Origin of the sequence: Streptomyces sp. NBC_00038 (assembly GCF_026343635.1) — a bacterium.
Classification (GTDB): domain Bacteria; phylum Actinomycetota; class Actinomycetes; order Streptomycetales; family Streptomycetaceae; genus Streptomyces.
This window is the reverse complement of the sequence record NZ_JAPELQ010000002.1, coordinates 753,082-766,508: the sequence shown is the minus strand read 5'-3', so window position 1 is coordinate 766,508 and position 13,427 is coordinate 753,082. Positions and strand designations below refer to the sequence as shown.

The 13,427-nt window shown below is 70.0% G+C and carries 18 protein-coding genes; 6 read left to right on the top strand and 12 right to left on the bottom strand.

Going from position 1 to position 13,427, the window contains the following annotated elements:
* Nucleotides 1-55 precede the first annotated feature (55 nt).
* Together OG219_RS46575 and OG219_RS46570 are read left to right on the top strand one after the other, a co-directional pair.
* A complete protein-coding gene (locus tag OG219_RS46575; protein ID WP_266837627.1) occupies nucleotides 56-1,072 on the top strand; it encodes an acyl-CoA desaturase in 1,017 nt (338 codons plus the stop codon).
* Between the two features lie 70 nt (nucleotides 1,073-1,142).
* Complete coding sequence (locus tag OG219_RS46570; RefSeq protein ID WP_266837626.1) at nucleotides 1,143-1,541, top strand: DUF5994 family protein; 399 nt, start codon at nucleotides 1,143-1,145, stop codon at nucleotides 1,539-1,541.
* Nucleotides 1,542-1,602: 61 nt separating this feature from the next.
* Here the strand turns inward: OG219_RS46570 and OG219_RS46565 are convergent, their stop codons facing one another.
* The 6 genes from OG219_RS46565 to OG219_RS46540 form a co-directional block, all read right to left on the bottom strand.
* Nucleotides 1,603-1,878 (bottom strand): hypothetical protein, encoded by a 276-nt coding sequence (locus OG219_RS46565; RefSeq protein ID WP_266837625.1) that lies wholly within the window; start codon nucleotides 1,876-1,878, stop codon nucleotides 1,603-1,605.
* Complete coding sequence (locus tag OG219_RS46560; RefSeq protein ID WP_266837624.1) at nucleotides 1,875-2,453, bottom strand: DUF5994 family protein; 579 nt, start codon at nucleotides 2,451-2,453, stop codon at nucleotides 1,875-1,877. The genes OG219_RS46565 and OG219_RS46560 overlap by 4 nt, the downstream gene beginning before the upstream one ends.
* Before the next feature lie 542 nt (nucleotides 2,454-2,995).
* On the bottom strand, nucleotides 2,996-3,166 hold the full coding sequence (locus tag OG219_RS46555; RefSeq protein WP_266837623.1) for a hypothetical protein: 171 nt from the start codon (nucleotides 3,164-3,166) through the stop codon (nucleotides 2,996-2,998).
* Between the two features lie 34 nt (nucleotides 3,167-3,200).
* Nucleotides 3,201-3,557, bottom strand: coding sequence for a PRC-barrel domain-containing protein (locus OG219_RS46550; protein ID WP_266837622.1), 357 nt, complete (start codon nucleotides 3,555-3,557; stop codon nucleotides 3,201-3,203).
* 196 nt (nucleotides 3,558-3,753) lie between these two features.
* Complete coding sequence (locus OG219_RS46545) at nucleotides 3,754-4,101, bottom strand: hypothetical protein (protein ID WP_266837621.1); 348 nt, start codon at nucleotides 4,099-4,101, stop codon at nucleotides 3,754-3,756.
* 191 nt (nucleotides 4,102-4,292) lie between these two features.
* Complete coding sequence (locus tag OG219_RS46540; protein ID WP_266837620.1) at nucleotides 4,293-4,466, bottom strand: CsbD family protein; 174 nt, start codon at nucleotides 4,464-4,466, stop codon at nucleotides 4,293-4,295.
* Between the two features lie 673 nt (nucleotides 4,467-5,139).
* On the opposite strand from OG219_RS46540, the gene OG219_RS46535 reads away from it, so the two are divergent.
* The gene (locus OG219_RS46535; RefSeq protein ID WP_266837618.1) at nucleotides 5,140-5,499 is read left to right on the top strand and encodes an ANTAR domain-containing protein; all 360 of its coding nucleotides are present in this window, start codon (nucleotides 5,140-5,142) and stop codon (nucleotides 5,497-5,499) included.
* Nucleotides 5,500-5,641: 142 nt separating this feature from the next.
* Here OG219_RS46535 and OG219_RS46530 read toward each other — a convergent pair whose 3' ends face one another.
* The 6 genes from OG219_RS46530 to OG219_RS46505 form a co-directional block, all read right to left on the bottom strand.
* Nucleotides 5,642-6,241: a hypothetical protein gene (locus OG219_RS46530; RefSeq protein ID WP_266837616.1), complete on the bottom strand. Its 600-nt coding sequence runs from the start codon at nucleotides 6,239-6,241 to the stop codon at nucleotides 5,642-5,644.
* Nucleotides 6,242-6,445: 204 nt separating this feature from the next.
* A complete protein-coding gene (locus OG219_RS46525) occupies nucleotides 6,446-7,162 on the bottom strand; it encodes a GAF and ANTAR domain-containing protein (protein WP_266837614.1) in 717 nt (238 codons plus the stop codon).
* Nucleotides 7,163-7,242: 80 nt separating this feature from the next.
* Nucleotides 7,243-7,995, bottom strand: a complete 753-nt coding sequence (locus OG219_RS46520) for an ANTAR domain-containing protein (RefSeq protein ID WP_266837612.1) — start codon at nucleotides 7,993-7,995, stop codon at nucleotides 7,243-7,245.
* Nucleotides 7,995-8,423: an STAS domain-containing protein gene (locus OG219_RS46515; protein WP_266837610.1), complete on the bottom strand. Its 429-nt coding sequence runs from the start codon at nucleotides 8,421-8,423 to the stop codon at nucleotides 7,995-7,997. The genes OG219_RS46520 and OG219_RS46515 overlap by 1 nt, the downstream gene beginning before the upstream one ends.
* A gap of 380 nt (nucleotides 8,424-8,803) precedes the next feature.
* Nucleotides 8,804-10,114: an FtsX-like permease family protein gene (locus tag OG219_RS46510; protein ID WP_266837608.1), complete on the bottom strand. Its 1,311-nt coding sequence runs from the start codon at nucleotides 10,112-10,114 to the stop codon at nucleotides 8,804-8,806.
* A gap of 3 nt (nucleotides 10,115-10,117) precedes the next feature.
* The gene (locus OG219_RS46505; protein ID WP_266837994.1) at nucleotides 10,118-10,903 is read right to left on the bottom strand and encodes an ABC transporter ATP-binding protein; all 786 of its coding nucleotides are present in this window, start codon (nucleotides 10,901-10,903) and stop codon (nucleotides 10,118-10,120) included.
* 168 nt (nucleotides 10,904-11,071) lie between these two features.
* On the opposite strand from OG219_RS46505, the gene OG219_RS46500 reads away from it, so the two are divergent.
* The 3 genes from OG219_RS46500 to OG219_RS46490 are packed head-to-tail and all read left to right on the top strand — an operon-like array spanning nucleotide 11,072 to nucleotide 13,391.
* Entirely contained in the window at nucleotides 11,072-11,752 is a 681-nt protein-coding gene (locus OG219_RS46500) for an ABC transporter permease (protein ID WP_266837606.1), read from the top strand.
* The gene (locus OG219_RS46495; protein ID WP_266837604.1) at nucleotides 11,749-12,420 is read left to right on the top strand and encodes an ABC transporter permease; all 672 of its coding nucleotides are present in this window, start codon (nucleotides 11,749-11,751) and stop codon (nucleotides 12,418-12,420) included. The genes OG219_RS46500 and OG219_RS46495 overlap by 4 nt, the downstream gene beginning before the upstream one ends.
* A complete protein-coding gene (locus OG219_RS46490; protein WP_266837602.1) occupies nucleotides 12,417-13,391 on the top strand; it encodes an ABC transporter substrate-binding protein in 975 nt (324 codons plus the stop codon). Before OG219_RS46495 ends, OG219_RS46490 begins: the two co-directional genes overlap by 4 nt.
* The last annotated feature ends 36 nt before the right edge of the window (nucleotides 13,392-13,427 follow it).

Sequence of the window (13,427 nt, the reverse complement as noted above, 5' to 3'; positions counted from 1 at the left end):
AGGAGCAGCCCGTGACCCCGGCCGCGCCACCCGCACCGAGGTCAAGGAGTTCCGCATGTCACTCAGTTCCACCACGTCCGCGGCCGAACCCCCTTCAGCGGTTGCGCCGACGAACGCTGTCGAGCCGCCCGGGGGATACGACGGAACGGGCCCCTTCCCCGAGGAGGTTCCGACTCCGCCACGGAACAGCGGCGAGCGGCTGTACGTCGCTGTGACCGCGGCGATCGTCGTCCTGCCGTTCGTGGCACTCGGCCTCGCCGGCTGGTTGCTGTGGGGGAGTCTCATTCATCCCGCCGACATCCTGCTCGCCGTCGTCCTCTACACGGTCACCGGCCTCGGCGTCACGGTCGGCTTCCATCGCGGGCTCACCCACGGCAGTTACCGTGCGGTGCGTCCCGTGCGCATAGCGCTGGCGGTGGCCGGTTCGATGAGTTTCCAGGGTGATGTCATCGGCTGGGTCGCCACGCACCGCCGCCACCACGCCTTCACCGACCGGCCGGGAGACCCGCACTCGCCGTACCGCTACGGCACGCATCTGCGCGGCCAGTTGCGCGGACTGCTGCACGCGCACGTCGGATGGCTGTTCCGCAACGACGGTACGCCCGCGGACCGTTACGCCCCCGACCTGGTCGCCGACCGCGACATCCACGCCGTCTCCCGCGCCTTCCCGGCCCTGTGCGTCCTCACGCTCGCGCTGCCGTTCGCGGCGGGCTGGGCCATCGGAGGATCCTGGGTGCACGCGCTGACCGCCCTGCTGTGGGCGGGACTTGTGCGTATCGCACTGCTCCAGCATGTGACCTGGAGCGTGAACTCCCTGTGCCACATGATCGGCGAGCGCCCGTTCCGCACCCGTCGCCACGACCGGGCCACCAACCTGTGGCCGCTGGCCCTGCTCTCCTTCGGCGAGAGCTGGCACAACCTCCACCACGCCGACCCCACGTGTGCCCGCCACGGCGTCGACCGCGGCCAGGTGGACCCCTCCGCCGCCGTCATCCGGCTTCTCGAACGCCTCGGCTGGGTGAGCGAGGTGCGCTGGCCGGCCCCGGACCGCGTGGCCGCCCGCCGCCTGTGAGCCCGGACCGTCCGGCCGCATCCGGTCCATCCTTTCCGCCCTTTCCGCACGGCAGTCGACAGGAGCCCGCATGACCGCCGTACTGCAGCCCCCGCTCACCCCGCATCCCCTGCTCCGCCTGAGCCTCGCGCCCCACGGCGGCCTGCCGCACCACATCGACGGTGCGTGGTGGCCCCACTCGTACGACCTGCTCGCGGAACTTCCGCGACTGCTCGCCGGGTTGCCCCGCACCTGGGGTCACATCGCCGGTGTCACGGTCAACGGGGCGACATGGCCCGCGACACCCGGCCGGATGCTCGTCCTCGACGAGGTCGTGCGCCTGCGCAGATCCACGGCAGCGTCCGCCCCGCACACGGTCTGTCTGCTTGCCCCCAACCGGGGGCGATGGGACCTGCTCGTCGTACCGCCCGACACCCCGCAGGACACCGCCGAGCAGCTCATGGCCGCCGCCGCGGGTGGCGGTGTCTGACCGGGCGGCGGGCGCGGCCGGCGGTCCTTCGGGCGGACCACGTCGGTTCGGTGGCGGGACCTCAGACGCCGGTGTTCCGGCGTCGGGGGCGCAGTCGGCCCCGGCCGCCGTCCCGGTTGTCGCGCCGGGGACGGACCGCGGCGGGTTGCGCGACGATTCCGGGAAATGGCTGCCCGGCGGTCGGTGCGGGGTGCTTCCGGTCCGTCGACGGGCCGTCGTACGACTGGACAGCGGTGCGCTCCGCTCTCTCAGCGTCGATCCGGTGGATCACGCGTGCCGCCGCGACGGACAGGATCAGCAGGGCACTGAAGGCCATGGCGGTGACCACGAGGCTCACATCCCTATGAGCAGGCGGCTCGGCCCGACCGACGCAACGGCCGGGTAGGGCGAGGCGCCGCCCTCGTCGCCGGAGGTCTCCGGGGAATCCCGGTCCGGGTCGGCCACGGAGCTGCCGTGGACGGCTTGCTCCGCCGCCATGAGCGCGCTCGCGGTGGTCGCAGTGCCGCCGCTCTCGCTCGCGGCGGCCATCAGGCGTGCGGCTGCCGCGGTGCTGGTCTCCGGCGGGATCACCAGCAAGTCCCAGCGGCCGGCGGTGTACGACAGCAGCAGGATCTTGTGAGGGTCCAGCTCCCGTGTGAACCAACCGACCTTCACCATATGGCCGTTGACGGGCACCATGTCCGGGAGACCGGGCCAGTACGTCGGGTTGACGGCGATCCGGGTGATCCGTCCCCACAGTGGGTCCAGCATGTCGGCCAGGGTGGAGAGTTCATGTGACAGGTCCCGGGAGCGGGGCCACCAGGCGCCGTCCAGAAGTCCTCGGGTGGTGCTCACGGGCTTCAATGCGAGACGGGCGGTCGGGGGCCTGAAGGGCACGATCCGCAGCGGCGGACGGTCGGTGGTCGCGGACATCTCGCGAACCTGTCTCCCAGCCGCTGCTCTTGGGCAGCGGCCCGGTGTCGTCACTCGCCGAGAACGACACCGGCGTGGAGGCCGATGTGCGAAATACTCTCGATGCCCCCACGCTACTCCCCCGGAAGGTCGAACGGACCCCGGCGAGGCGCGGGTTCGGAGCGCGCCCCTCATGCCTTCGGTGAGTAAGCGGCCGCACTTCTGCAGGGCGGTTGTACAAGTGCCGTCGGCCGTTTCCGTGCGCCGCCGGGGCTGCGGTGGTCCTGTCATCGCGGGTGGGCCGAGACGGCCGGACGGAGCGGTGACGAGGGAGGGGGCCGGTCGACTACCGCCGGTCCGTCCAACATGGTCGCGGTCATGACATGCCCTCAGCCCTCAGCCCTCAGGCCGACCTGAACCGGCCCGGTGTCGTGAATCGCCGAAACGGCACAGGCACAAGCCGGTGCACGAATTGTCCTCGGTGGTTCCAGGCTGCTCCCGGCCAGGGCCCGAAGGACGGGTGCGAGGGCACCGGCCGAGGAATCCGGGCACGGCTGCCGTCGTCAGCGGATGGGACGCCGTCCGGCACGCCGGGATCCTCGTACGGCGAAGAAGGCCACATCGGCCACGAAGAGCACGATGCCGATGACCAGCAGATAGCCCAGGCCGTCCGCGGCCGCACCGATGATTCCCAGTACGACGGCCACCAGGACGAGCAGCAGGAAGAGCGCCATCAGCCGAACACCTCCTTGTACTGCGTGTGGGCGGTCAGCGCCGCGCGAGTTTGCGTTCGCCGTTGGCACCCGGTTTGTACGTCATGCCGTAGTACTGGAAGATCGCTTCCTCCTGCTCGGCGGGCAGTACGTCGTCCGTGCCGATCGACGGGGCCTTCCGCGCCTGTCCCTTGTCGTAGGGGACCTTGACATAGTCCGGCCCGAGCACAGCCTCGTCGAGGGGGACGAAGACCAGTCGCTGGCGGCTGAGCAGCCCCGTCCGGACGGTGGCCATGGCGGGTTCGTCGGTCGCGGTGTCCACATAGATCGCTTCGAGGGTGCCGATCCTGCGCTGCTTCGGGTCGACCACGTCATGGTTGCGCCACTCGCGGATGTCCGCTGAACGGATCATGCCCCTGCTCCCTGTCTGCCCGCCGACCATGGCACAACGGCCCCGGCGTCTACGCACCGGGGCCGCCCTTCCGGGTCGCCGCACGTGAGAGTGCACCGGCCCACTTTTCATCGTATGACCGGAATGCTCTTCCGGCACCGGGGATGCCGCGGCAACACCACTCGTGGTGCTCCGAAGCGGCCACCCGCGCGAGTGCTTACAGGCGCAGCAGGCGCTCCGTGAGCTCCCGGTACTGCCTCAGGGCGAGCCGGTACTCGGTCGACTGCGCTTCGGGGTCCTGGTCCTGCCAGCCCGCGCGAAGGACGCGCCGGCGTTCCGCGAGGGCGTTCACGAGCTGGGTGGTGATCTCGTCGAGGGCTGCGTCGGAGTCCTCCAGCGCCTGGCGCGGGCTGTCGGCGAAGGTGTTGAGGGCCAGGTGGAGGCGCTTGGCGAGTTTGGCCCGTGCGTCCGGCGGGAGCAGTGACTCCGGGCCGGAGATGTGACGCCCGGTGGAGCCGGGCCGATTGTCGGGGGGCTGTTGGGCGCGTGTCTGGTCGTACATCATCGTGTGTCGCTCTCCTGTGCGTCGTGCCGGCCGGACCTGGCGCTGCATCCGTCCATGAGTACGGCTGGCGTCGCGATGTCGATCACGACGGCGGGACGCGGCTGCCACTCCCCAACTCCTTGTGGGACCTTGCGTGTTGAGCCTGCCGGGTGGCGCTCACGCGACGTGGGCACCACCCGGGGCTGTCATGGTCACCGCCTGAGAGCCTGCCGGGCCTTCTCGCCCGCCTGCCTCAGGTTGCCGGAGACCCGTTCGGCCTTGCCGTGCCGCTCCAGCTTCCTGTTGCGGCCGGCCCGGCCGAAAGCTTCCATGATCCTTCCCTTCACTTCCTGCGTCTTGTTCTTGACCGTTCGTCCAACGCTCATGGTCGGCCTCGTCGTTGAAGGTGGACCACCTGCGGCTGCGGCCGGAGCGGCGTCTGCCGCTGCTCCGCCCCGGGCTGGTCAAGCCGACGATCCAGAGGGCCGGCAGAAGCAAAAGAATCCATACCATCGCGGGACCTCCAGATCGCGGGTTTCCTGAGTTCCGCGGGGTCCGGGCGTTGCGCGAAGGTGGAATGCGTCGCCCGAATGATCCGGAGTGGCATGGCCCTACGCCGTGCCGTCAGTGAACGCCCGGCCACTTCCCATGTCAACCTCGGACAGTACGCGCTTACGTCGGACGGTATCTGCAACCTTTGGGCAGGGCTACGCTGTGGGTGAGGCCCGCCGGGTCCGTCGCTGCGGCCACTGAGTCGTGGGCGCGGAGCCCGAGTGCGGCAGACCGGCTGTGATGCTCACCGGCCGTGGATGCGCGGACGCTCGGACCGGCCATACGGACCGGCCACGCGGGATCGTCTGGTCGTCGTCCCTGTCGAGGACGCGAAATCGGGGACGCGAAATCGGGGAAACGAATTCGGGGACACGAACTTCAAGTACCACGGCTTGGCCTACCAGCCCGGCGCGGCCGGCGAGCAGTGACTCGCCGGCCGCTGACGGCTCTCCTCCAGGGCGGCTCCACCCAGGCTGGACACCGCGACTGCGCTGTGAGGTAGGCATCATGTATCAGGCGAAAACGCCCCACGTGGCCAAGGGGATCCTGCAGGCTGCACCTCTGCCGGCGGATGCGCTCCTGATCGCGGAGATACTCGAACTACGTGTGGAGAACGAGCAGTTGGTGCAGGCGCTGGCGAGCCGTGCGGTGATCGACCAGGCGCGCGGCATGGTGATGGCCCTGGCACCGTGTTCCAGTGAGAGGGCCTGGGATCTGTTGGTGGACGTGTCGCAGCACTGCAACGTCAAACTCCGGGACGTGGCCGCGGCTCTGGTCGCCTCGCCGAACGGCGTGACACTCCCGGAGCAGATACGCCGGGAGCTGCGCGGGGCGATGCGGCGTCTCCACGCGGTGGACCGGCGGTGACGACCTGTATGCCCGGCGGCACCGGGAGCTGTGATCTCAACTCTCCGGTGCCTTCGTTCGGGCCGACCGCCGGACGCCCCTCTGGAGTAGCCCTGCCTGTCGACCCCAAACCTCGACGCCCCGACTCGTCAGTGGCGAGCGGCTATTCGGGCCGTTGGGTCCGGTCGTTGTGGGCGAGGCCGTCCGGATGCTCGGCCGTGCGCTCTCCAAGGGGAAGAACCAGTAGCCGTAGGGCTGTTGGGCCGGGCCGCCGAAGGACCTGTCCCACTTCCTGCCAGCCCCAGTCCTTGAAGGCGGCAGAGACCGAACGGTCGGACCCATCCACGAGAGTGACCCCGAGCGAAGCCTGGTGATCGGAGAGCAGCCGCTCCTGCATCCGTCGGGCGAGTCCGGGAGCGTGCCGGTGCGGATGGACGAGAGTTTCGAGAATCGCGAAGACATGCCCGGACGCGGTCAGCTGCTCCAGGTTCTGCGGCAGCGGTCCGTCGAACCCCTGCCACCACGAGCCGTCGCGCGGTACGGGGAATCCGAAGACACAGCCGGTCAGGGCCGCCGCCTCGGCGACCAGCATGTCGAACCCCGGCAGTTGTACGTCGTCCGCCAGGCGCCCCAGGAACTTCTGCCGGCCGGCGAACTCCTCACCCGGCGCGGGGGCGGAGGACTCCACGTACAGATCCGCCAGGTCCTCCCGCAGGCCCTCGGCCTGCCAGCGGTTCAGCCGGCGCAGACGCACCGTGTCCATGGCGGACGGTTCCGCGCCTTCGGGTTCGTACGGTTGCGGGGGAGTGCGCATGGGGCGCCTCGGTTCAGGAGACCGGGAGACGTGCGGGACAGCCATCGTGGCCGATGGGTCGTGCTGCGCCTGGATCCGGGACGTGCGTTCAGCATAGCTCCGGATCGGCCTGGTATCGGGGCCGGTTGGGCCGACGGGCGCCGCCGACGGCGGTCAGGAGACCAGGCCCGGGAGGGGTTCGGAGTCGTCGATGAAGGCGCGGGCCACGTCGGACAGGCGGCGGTTGTGGGCGCGGGCGTAGCCGCGCAGCGCGGTGAAGGCCCGCTCCATGTCGATGCCTTGGCGTTCGGCCAGCTTTCCCTTGGCCTGTTCGATCAGCACTCGGCTGTTCAACGCCGTCTGGAGTTGCTCGTTGAGGACGGTGCTGCGGAGCGCGGAGCGCTGTTGCAGCAGGCTGATGGTGGCGACGTCGGCCAGGGCCTGGGCAAGTGGTGTGGCGGCCGGGTCGAAGGGGCCCGGAGTGGCGCGGAAGAGGTTCAGGGCACCCACGACCTCGTCCCGCAGGCGCATCGGCAGGGCCTGCACCGCCCCGAACCCGCTGTGTCGGGCCTGTACGGCGAACCGCGGCCAGCGAGTGGTGGCGGCGCCCAGGTCGGCGACTGCCACGGGGGCGCCGGTGCGGAAGCAGTCGAGACAGGGACCTTCGTCGTTCTGGAGCTGGAAGAGCTCGAGCAGGCGTACTTGTTCGTCGGAGGCGGCCACCACGCGCAGTTCGCCGTCCCGGTCGGCGAGCAGTACCCCTGCCGCGCTCGCGCCGAGCAGTCCCACGCAGCGGTCGGTCAGCAGGCGCAGGAAGTCGATCAGGTCGAAGTCGGCGACCAGGTTGTCCGCCAGCTCGACGAAGGTTTTGGCGAGAAGCTGCTGATTCATCGTGGCACCCTCTGTTGAGACTATTCCCGCCGGGACGGGGCGGGAAGTGCGCATTCGGTCCGTCTGAGCGGGTGAGGGTGTCAAGTGCAGTCATAGGTGTCGTCGTCCCCAACCGGGTCCGTGCCGGCGGAGAAGCGGAGGCGCCGGGCCACCAGGTCGGCGGCCACGTCGGCAAGCCGGCGTTCATGGGCGTAGGCGTGCGCACGGAGGCGGACGAAGGCTTCTTCGATGCCGACGCCGAGCTGGACGGTGAGCATCCCGGTGGCCTGGTCGATCTCCGCCCGGTACGCACCCAGGTCCTCCCTGCCGCCACCGCGTGGCCCGCCCGTCTCGTCGATCCGGGAGTCGAGCAGTACCAGAGTCGCGAGATCGGCGAACGCCAGCGCGTCGGCCAGCTCCTCCGGGCTCAACCGCACGGGAACATGGGCGTACAGGTCCAGCACTCCGGGGCTGATCGCCCCCACCTGAAGAGGCAACGCGAAGACGGCGAGTGCTCCGGCGGCCAGGGCCGCATCGACGAACACCGGCCAGCGGTCCTGCAGTTCACCCCTGCGCAGATCTGACGTCAGGACGGCCGAGCCGTGGGCGAAGGCGTCCACGCAGGGCCCTTCGCCCAGCGTGAGCTGCAGCTCCTCCAGTTGCTCGCTGATGTCGTCGGTGCTGCACAGCGGATGGCTCGCCGCGGTCCTGGACATCGCCGACAGCCCGGCCCCGCCGACCGGCAGCGCGACCACCGCGGCGGTGCACACATCCACCACACCCACCCGGGCACCACGCAGAGCTGCCTGCTCGGCGACCAGTAGCTGGATACGGGTCGAACGGTTGCCGGGCATCAGCCGGGCCGCACCAACTCGCTCCGGTGTGCCTCGGAGCAGACCAAGGGCGCCGGGGCCGGGTCGGTCGCCGTGGGGTCGGAAATGAGCGGTGACTCCCCTTGGACGGGCGGAAGGCCCGCGAGTAGGAAGCCCGTGCCGGTGAGCTTCACGAGTAGTGCCAGCGTGTAGGGCGGGTAGTGGAGTTGGAGGGACCCGCCGGCCTCGGCGGTGCGTTGTGAGGCCTCGACGAAGGTGTTCAGACCGCTGCAGTCGCAGAAGGTGACAGGGGTGAGGTCGACGTCGATGGTGCGGACGCCGTCACGCAGACACCGCTCCAACGCCTCGCGTACCAGAGGCGCCGACTGCAGGTCGATCTCACCGGTGAGGGTGATCAGTGCCCGTTTCTTGTTGTCGTGCCGGTAGACATTCAACTGGGGCAGGGGCATGACGCCTCGGTTCAGGAGACCGTCCGGGCAGCGAAGCCAGTGGTTGAGCCGGGCTCCCGGCCCCTCTTGGCACGCTCTCGGTACGGTCGGGTGTACGTTCGGCGGAGGCAGAGCGGTGGCCGGTCCGGCAGTCTCTGTGCCGGACACGAGACCGGCCCGGTTCCCTCCAGGGCGATGCGCCGGGTCACCGGACGAAGTGTCCGTACCCTGCAGCAATCTGTGCTGAGCAACAACATGCCGCCAGGGTCTGGGACGTCTCTGCCCACCATAGCTCTCAGTCATGCCCGGATCGCCAAGCTGTGTGAGCAGGTTTGCACCGATGAGGCCCAGCACATGAGGGCGGCCGGGCGAATACGCCCGGCCGCCCCCGTACTCCGTGGTCACGCGGCAATCGTCACCGCCGCCACCGCAGGGGTACGCAAGGTCCGCCGGGCCGTGAACAGGCTGGTCCCCAGTGTGACCGTCGCCGCGACCGCGACGATGGTGAGCCAGATGCCGAGGCCCTGGTCCGGCCAGATCGCGTCCGTGCGGACGATGGTGAAGGGGATGAGTCCGGCGAGCGCGGCCACGGTGCCGAGGAGGACGCCGGTGACCGTCACGACAAGGCCCTCGACGCCGACCATTCCGAGCACCTGGCCCGGCGTCGCACCGGCCAGCCGCTGCTGGCCGAACTCCCGGCTGCGGTAAGTCGTCGCCGCGTACAGGGAGTTGACCAGCATGATGCAGGAGAAGACCACGATGATGCCGACGACCACGAGGTTGAGGGTTTCGAGGTTCTTCGCGTCGATGGACTTCGGGACGCCCGAGGCCTCGATCGCGTCGCTCTCGACCGCCTGCATGTAGAGCGTCGCCGTCGCCATGCCGGTGAAGAGGATCAGCGGCATCAGGACCCCCGACAGTTCGACGGCCCGGCGGCGCATGTTCCGTACGGCGAGGTAGCCGCTCGGGCTCGTCAGCGAAAGCCGGTCGAGCAGACCTTTGAGCAGCCGCGGCGAGAGCAGCGCGAACCCCACGGACAGCAGGATCGCCCCGTACGCGGCAGGCGCCATCAGCGCGGCGTCCGTCGCGGAGAACCCGAAGGTCGAGCAGACCGCGAGGCCGCCGGCGGCCAGTGCCGCGTAAGCGAGGAACTTCCTTACGCCGCCCCGAGGTTGACGCCGGTGGGTCGCCCGCCGCACCGCGAGGAACGCCGCTCCCGCCGCCGCGAGCACCGTGATCCACAGGCCCGACATGAGTGCGACGGAACCGAAGGAGTAGTCCACCGACCGGGCGACCTGACCGCTGTCCTGGAACACGTCGAGCAGGGCCATGCCGCCGAGCATCGCCGGACCGATCGCCAGCACCGCGCCCACCAGGGCGACCACCACCGACTCCCCGACGACCATCCGCTTGATCTGCGCCGGAGTCGCCCCCGAGCACCGCAACAGCTCGATCTCAGCGGCGCGTTGACGGACATTCACCGTCAGCGTCGAGGCGACCGCGAAGAACACAAGGAGGGAACCGTAGCCGCCGACGACGCTCGCCGACGTGGTCAGCGACTCCGCGCTCACGGAGTCGACACCCGGCTGCCCGGCGGTGTCGTGCATCGCGTTGAAGGTCATGATGATCGCCGCGCCCAGGAAGGCGGACAGCAGCGTCGACGTGAAGCGCCCGGGGCGCTGCCGGATGGAACGCAAGGCCAGAGTGAACATGGCTCACACCCCCACCGTGGTGTCGTCACCCAGGTGCGCGAGACGCTCGGCCACGGCATCGGCCGTCGGTGCCCGCATGTCGCCCGCCAGCCGCCCGTCCGCGAGGAACACGACGGAGTCGGCGTACGAGGCGGCGACCGGGTCGTGCGTCACCATGACGACGGTCCTGCCGTGCACCCGCACCGCCTCCTGGAGCAGCCGCAGCACATCCCGCGCGCTACGGGTGTCCAGCGCCCCGGTCGGCTCGTCCGCGAAGATCACCCGGGGCTCCGTGACCAGCGCGCGGGCGATCGCCACGCGCTGCCGCTGGCCCCCGGAGAGCTGGTCGGGCAGGTGGCCGAGCCGGTCGCCGAGACCGACGGCCGTCAGGGTCTGGCGGGCCCGGGCACGGTCCACGCGCCGCCCGGCGAGCTTCAGCGGCAGCACCGTGTTCTGGGCGACGGTCAGCGTCGGCAGCAGGTTGTACTGCTGGAAGACGAAGCCGATCCGGCAGCGCCGGAACTTCGTCAGCTCGGCCTCGCCGCCCCCCGTCATCTCGGCGCCGTCGACCATCACGATGCCGGAGTCGGGCCGGTCGAGCCCGGCCGCGCACTGCAACAGCGTGGACTTGCCGGACCCCGAGGGCCCCATGACCGCGGTGAACGTGCCACGCCCCAGCGAGAGCGTCACCCCGTCCAGAGCGGTCACCGCGTTCTCCTCGGCCCCATAGGTCTTGGTGACCTTGACCAGGCGCAGAGCCTCCGAGGCGGGTCCCGAGTCGTTCGTACGTCGCGCGGTGCTGCGAAACATCGTCATCACTACTCCGTCCGGCACGCCCTGTGCCTCGCCAACGACGCTACGGAGAACGGGGGCCAGCCACATTGGGCGCAGAACCCGTATCCGGGGGTGTACTCAGTGACACCCCGTACGGGCCACCAGAACGCGCCGACCCTCCTACGGGACGGGTGCAATGGACAGGTGACCGCGCCCCCGGACGACTGCCTCGCGCGCAACGAGTGGATCTGCGGGGAGTATCTGAGCACCCGCAGCCAGATCCTCCTCGACGCGGTGGTCCAGCACCTCCAGCTGACCTCGATCGCGGTGCTCATCGCCGTCGTCGTCGCGGTCCCGCTGGCCGTCCTCGCGCGCCGCTGGGGCTGGGCCGCCGGGCCGGTTCTCGCCGCGACGACGATCCTCTACACGATTCCGTCGCTGGCGATGTTCTCGCTGCTCCTGCCGGTGTACGGACTCTCGGCGGCCCTGGTCGTCGCGGGCCTCGTCCTCTACTCGCTGACCCTGCTCGTCCGGAACATCCTCGCCGGACTGCGCGCGGTCCCGGAAGAGACCCGGCAGGCCGCGCGCGGCATGGGCTACGGGCCGATCCGTCTGCTGCTCACCGTGGAACTCCCGCTGGCCCTGCCCGCCGCCATGGCCGGCCTCCGGATCGCCATGGTCTCAGCCGTGTCCCTGGTGACGGTCGGCGCGATCGTCGGCTTCGGAGGGCTCGGCAACCTCATCTACGCCGGCATGAACACCTACTTCAAGGCCCAAGTCCTCACCGCGTCCGTGCTGTGCGTCATCATCGCCGTCGCCGCAGATCTGCTGCTCCTCGGCGTGCAGTGGCTCATCACCCCCTGGACCAGGGCGGCCCGCGCATGAACACGCTGACCGACGCCTGGGACTGGCTCACCGACTCCGCGCACTGGTCCGGCTCCGACGGCATCTGGCACCGGCTCGCCCAGCATCTCGTCCTGACCGTCGTCTGCCTGGTCATCAGCTGCCTGATCGCGCTGCCCATCGCCCTCGTCCTCGGCCATCTCGGCAAGGGCGGCGCGCTCGCCGTCAACATCTCCAACGTCGGGCGAGCCGTCCCCACCTTCGCCGTGCTGGTGCTCCTGCTCCTCACGCCGATCGGGGACTGGGGCGAGGGCCCCACCGTCGTCGCCCTCGTCCTGTTCGCCGTACCGCCGCTGCTCACCAACGCGTACGTGGGGATGCGCGAGGTCGATCGCAGCGTGGTGCGGGCCGCGCGCGGGATGGGGATGACCGGGCGGCAGATGCTGTTCCGCGTGGAACTGCCCCTGGCGCTCCCCATGGTGATGAACGGGGTCCGGATCGCCGCCGTACAGCTCGTCGCGACCGCCACCATCGCCGCGCTGGCGGGTGGCGGCGGGCTCGGCCGGATCATCACTGCGGGCTTCAACCTGGCGAGTACGCCCCAGGTCGTCGCCGGTGCCGTTCTGGTGGCGGTGTTCGCGCTGATCGTCGAGGGGATCTTCGAGGTCGCGGAGCGGCTGGCGCCGAGCTGGGCGCGGGGTTCGCGATGAGACGTACGCGATCGTCGCGGCCACCGCGCGCGCCTCGCCGCCGCCGCATCGCACTGGCGACCCTGGTCCTGCTGAGCGGCTGCACCACCGGCCCGTCCCTGGAGAACCAGGGCGCGATCACCGCCCCGCCCGGCGACAGCAAACACCTGACCATCGGCTCGGCCGGATTCACCGAGAGCGACCTGCTCGCCCAGATGTACGCGCTGCTCCTGAACCAGGCGGGCTACCAGACGTCGATGCTCACCGTCGCCAACCGCGAACTGTACGAACCCGCCCTGGAATCGGGCCAGATCGACGTCGTCGCCGAATACGCGGCCACCTTCGCCGACTGGCTGAACGCCAAGACCAACGGCGCCGACGCACCGCCCGTCGGCTCGCCCGACCTCGACGCCACCATGGCCGCCCTGCGCGAGCTGGCCACGCCACGCGGTCTCACCGCCCTCGACGCGGGCAGGGCCGTCGACCAGAACGCCTTCGCGGTCACCGAGGCGTACGCCGCTCAGCACCGCCTCAAGACGCTCAGCGACCTCGGGAAGTCGGGACTGGAGGTGCGGCTCGCGGCGGGCGACGAGTGCGTGCAACGGCCGTACTGCGCACCGGGGTTGAAGAAGACGTACGGCATCGACATCACCGCCGTCGACCCGAAGGGCGTCGGCACCACACCGGCGAAGCTCGCCGTGCAGAACGGCCAGGACCAGATGGTGCTGACCACCACGACGGACGCGACCCTGGGCGACTTCGGGCTCGTCCTGCTCACCGACGACAAGCATCTGCAGAACGCCGACTACATCGTGCCCGTCGTCAACCGCTCCCGTGCGGGCAGCGCGGGCGTCACCAAGGCGCTCGGCAAGCTCAACGACGTACTCACGACTGCCGACTTGGCGTCCATAAACGAACAGGTGGACAGCTGGCGGCGGCTGCCGGAGGACGTGGCGCGGGCCTATCTGAAGGAGAATGGCCTGCTGAAGTGACAGGACCGTGACGTCGGTTACCGGACTGGAGCGGTG

Excerpts from the sequence above, each read along its gene's own strand:
- OG219_RS46575 (WP_266837627.1), top strand. The coding sequence starts at position 56 with ATGTCACTCAGTTCCACCACGTCCGCGGCCGAACCCCCTTCAGCGGTT.
- OG219_RS46570 (WP_266837626.1), top strand. The coding sequence starts at position 1,143 with ATGACCGCCGTACTGCAGCCCCCGCTCACCCCGCATCCCCTGCTCCGC.
- OG219_RS46560 (WP_266837624.1), bottom strand. The coding sequence starts at position 2,453 with ATGTCCGCGACCACCGACCGTCCGCCGCTGCGGATCGTGCCCTTCAGG.
- OG219_RS46555 (WP_266837623.1), bottom strand. The coding sequence starts at position 3,166 with ATGGCGCTCTTCCTGCTGCTCGTCCTGGTGGCCGTCGTACTGGGAATC.
- OG219_RS46550 (WP_266837622.1), bottom strand. The coding sequence starts at position 3,557 with ATGATCCGTTCAGCGGACATCCGCGAGTGGCGCAACCATGACGTGGTC.
- OG219_RS46545 (WP_266837621.1), bottom strand. The coding sequence starts at position 4,101 with ATGATGTACGACCAGACACGCGCCCAACAGCCCCCCGACAATCGGCCC.
- OG219_RS46540 (WP_266837620.1), bottom strand. The coding sequence starts at position 4,466 with ATGAGCGTTGGACGAACGGTCAAGAACAAGACGCAGGAAGTGAAGGGA.
- OG219_RS46535 (WP_266837618.1), top strand. The coding sequence starts at position 5,140 with ATGTATCAGGCGAAAACGCCCCACGTGGCCAAGGGGATCCTGCAGGCT.
- OG219_RS46530 (WP_266837616.1), bottom strand. The coding sequence starts at position 6,241 with ATGGACACGGTGCGTCTGCGCCGGCTGAACCGCTGGCAGGCCGAGGGC.
- OG219_RS46525 (WP_266837614.1), bottom strand. The coding sequence starts at position 7,162 with ATGAATCAGCAGCTTCTCGCCAAAACCTTCGTCGAGCTGGCGGACAAC.
- OG219_RS46520 (WP_266837612.1), bottom strand. The coding sequence starts at position 7,995 with ATGCCCGGCAACCGTTCGACCCGTATCCAGCTACTGGTCGCCGAGCAG.
- OG219_RS46515 (WP_266837610.1), bottom strand. The coding sequence starts at position 8,423 with ATGCCCCTGCCCCAGTTGAATGTCTACCGGCACGACAACAAGAAACGG.
- OG219_RS46510 (WP_266837608.1), bottom strand. The coding sequence starts at position 10,114 with ATGTTCACTCTGGCCTTGCGTTCCATCCGGCAGCGCCCCGGGCGCTTC.
- OG219_RS46505 (WP_266837994.1), bottom strand. The coding sequence starts at position 10,903 with ATGTTTCGCAGCACCGCGCGACGTACGAACGACTCGGGACCCGCCTCG.
- OG219_RS46495 (WP_266837604.1), top strand. The coding sequence starts at position 11,749 with ATGAACACGCTGACCGACGCCTGGGACTGGCTCACCGACTCCGCGCAC.
- OG219_RS46490 (WP_266837602.1), top strand. The coding sequence starts at position 12,417 with ATGAGACGTACGCGATCGTCGCGGCCACCGCGCGCGCCTCGCCGCCGC.